Here is a 3186-nt window from a genome sequence, read left to right as displayed (position 1 = left end):
AGGCGCGCGAAATTATCCTGATGGCATGGAGCAAAAAGAAGGCGCCTATTATTAAAAAAGCTGTAGAAGGTGAAATGTCGGGCGATGTGCCGGCCACCTATTTGCAGCTGTCAGACAAGGTAGAATTTGTGCTGGATGAAGACGCGGCTTCAGAGCTTACACGTTTTGATACCCCGTGGCTGGTGAAGGATTGTGTTTGGCATAATTTATTGAAGAAGAAAGCCGTCATCTGGTTATCCGGCAGGGTAAACAAACCGATATTAAAGCTGGTAGAAGAAGATTATAATAACAATGGCATGGCGCAATTAGCGGTAGACCAGGGGCCGGTGTACCAGATTAACATTGACATATTTAACCAGGTGCAGCATACCATAACCGGCTGGCCGGGCGGCAAGCCTAATGCCGACGATAGTCAGCGGCCCGAGCGCGCCCTACCAGCAAAAAAGAGGGTGGTTATCTTTTCGCCCCATCCGGATGATGATGTAATATCTATGGGCGGTACTTTCATTAGGTTGGTTGACCAGGGGCATGATGTGCATGTGGCCTACCAAACATCGGGCAACACGGCTGTATGGGATGATGATGTACTTCGCTTTGTAGAGTTTGCTATTGACTTTAAAGAAAGTATTGGCGAAGACGCCTCAAAGATTAAGGGCATTTATGAGGATATGCGCAAATTTATGGAGGTTAAACAACCTAACCAGATAGATTCGCTTGAAATACGCGACGTAAAAGGGTTCATCCGTAAAACCGAGGCCATATCCGGCGCGCGTTATGCAGGGCTGCCCGATAGCAATATCCATTTCCAGGCGCTCCCTTTTTACGAAACAGGCAAAACACAGAAAAATTCGGTTGGCGAAGAAGACATTAAACTTACCATGGAACTGCTGCAAAAAGTAAAACCGCAACAGGTGTTTACAGCCGGCGACTTTGCCGACCCGCATGGCACACACATAGTATGCTTTCATATCGTTATAGAATCATTGCGCAGGTTACGCAAAACTGAAGCCTGGGTGAACGATTGCTGGGTTTGGATGTACCGCGGTGCATGGCAGGAGTTCCCTACACATGAAATTGAAATGGCGGTGCCGCTTTCACCTGCCGAGGTATTGCGCAAACGCAATGCTATCTTCAAACACCAATCACAAAAGGACCGGCCGGTATTCCCGGGGGATGATGCACGCGAATTCTGGGTTAGGGCCGAGGATAGAAACCGCGAGACAGCCCAAAATTATGATAGGCTGGGCATGGCAGAATACGCTGCAATGGAGGCGTTTGTGAGGTATAAATTTTAGTGTAATCGTAGAGACGCGATACTTCGCGTCTCTATAAAACAATGCAAATAAAAAGACGCAAAGTATTGCGTCTCTACAAAAAATCAGATCATGAAATATAAATTCTTAATAATCGCCTTGCTATTCTGTGGAGTAGCAAGGGCACAAACCACACCAAACATTACCCCGGCACATTTAAAAGCCGCCGAGAGTATGCTTAAGGCAGCGGGAGCAGACACCCTGTTTCAAAGCAGCATGTCTACCATGATGAAGCAGGCAACCGCTAACATCCCCGAAGACAAACGGGCTAAGTTCCTAACCGTTATGAACCAGTTTATGGCTAAATATATTAGCTGGGACCTGCTAAAAGACCAAATAGCGGTTATGTATGCCAAAGAATTTACCGAGGCCGATCTAAAAGGCCTTATTGCATTTTATAACACACCGCTGGGTAAAAAACTCAATCAAAAACAACCGGTTATTATGCAAAAAAGCGCCTTGCTGGGCCAACAAGCGGTGCAAAGTCACCAGGCAGAACTGCAGCAAATGATGCAGGAAGCATTTAAAGATCAATAAAACAATTTGTAACTAAGATATTCGTTTAGCATCTTAGTAAAATATTCCCTTTTAATTAAACTATGAACCTTAACAGAAGTTTATCTGTAGTAGCACTGGCGTTATTAATAGCAGCTGGCAGTGCAAATGCACAGGTAAAAAGAAAACCCGCTCCATCCCCAAAAAGTAAACCAACATCTGCCGCGGCAGCATTGCGCCCGGCTACTTTGCTCCCTGTTGATGATAATGTGCTTATAGGTAAATTGCCAAATGGCCTAACCTATTACATACGCCATAACGAGCAGCCGCAAAATCGTGCCGAGCTTTACCTGGTAAACAAAGCGGGCTCTGTGTTAGAAACCGATGCCCAACAAGGCCTTGCACACTTTGTAGAACATATGGCCTTTAACGGCACACGCGATTTTCCAAAGAATGCATTGGTAGATTATCTGCAAAAATCGGGAGTAAAATTTGGTGCGGATTTAAATGCCTCCACATCTTTTGATGAAACCGTTTACCAGTTGCCACTACCTACTGATAGTGCTGCTGTTTTTGAAAAAGGTTTTAACATTTTAGCCAACTGGGCCGGTTATGTAACTTTTGACCAGGCCGAGATAGATAAAGAGCGTGGTGTTGTTTTAGAAGAAGCACGTGTGCGTGGTAAGAACGCCCAGGAGCGTTTAAGCCTTCAAACTTTACCTGTGTTGTTAAATAATTCGAGATATGCTTCGCGATTGCCTATTGGTAAAGAAGATATCCTTAAAAACTTTGATGCTGCAACCATAAAAAGCTTTTATGCTGATTGGTACCGCCCAAACCTACAAGCGGTGATTGCCGTTGGCGATTTTGATGTAAAGCGTGTTGAAGCGCTGATAAAAGCTAACTTTTCGGGATTAAAAAACCCTGTTGCACCCAAGCCAAGAACAGAATATAATATAGCACCTGCACCCGGTACGGTTGTTAAAATTGCTACTGATAAAGAGTTTCCGTACACGCTTGCACAAATTGTAGTTAAACATCCGCAAAGCGTTGTAAAAACTACTACAGGTTACATGCAAAGTGTACGTATATCCTTATTTAACTTTATGTTAAACCAAAGGCTTGGCGAACTGCAGCAAAAACCCGAACCACCATTTTTATATGCCCGTACCAGCTATGGCCCTTTAATTGGCAAGCAGGATGCATTTTCATCGGTGGTTGTTTCCAAACCCGATGGGTTGGAGAACGCGGTAAAAAGCGTTGTTGCCGAAAACGAGCGCGCCCGTAAATTTGGGTTTACCCTTACCGAGTTGGAACGCGCCAAGCAATCGGCATTGGTAGGTATTCAAAATGCTTTTTACGAGAAAAACAAAACCAA

Annotated in this window: 3 protein-coding genes; all 3 read left to right on the top strand. The window is 44.7% G+C overall.

Annotation, left to right across the window (positions count from 1 at the left end):
- Positions 1-1295: PIG-L family deacetylase (locus JWQ85_RS10940; RefSeq protein ID WP_299467809.1), on the top strand; the 1295-nt coding region annotated here is incomplete at its 5' end.
- Positions 1296-1385: 90 nt separating this feature from the next.
- Positions 1386-1850 carry a DUF2059 domain-containing protein gene (locus JWQ85_RS10935; RefSeq protein ID WP_299467807.1) on the top strand — a complete coding sequence of 155 codons (465 nt, stop codon included), beginning with the start codon at positions 1386-1388 and terminating at the stop codon, positions 1848-1850.
- Between the two features lie 62 nt (positions 1851-1912).
- Positions 1913-3186: pitrilysin family protein (locus tag JWQ85_RS10930; protein ID WP_299467805.1), on the top strand; the 1274-nt coding region annotated here is incomplete at its 3' end.

It is taken from the genome of Mucilaginibacter sp., from assembly GCF_028288105.1.
GTDB lineage: Bacteria > Bacteroidota > Bacteroidia > Sphingobacteriales > Sphingobacteriaceae > Mucilaginibacter.
The sequence above is the reverse complement of the archived record's forward strand: the minus strand, read 5'-3'. Positions and strand labels throughout refer to the sequence as shown.

Coding starts and splice junctions, on each gene's coding strand:
- JWQ85_RS10935 (WP_299467807.1), top strand. CDS start 1,386: ATGAAATATAAATTCTTAATAATCGCCTTGCTATTCTGTGGAGTAGCA.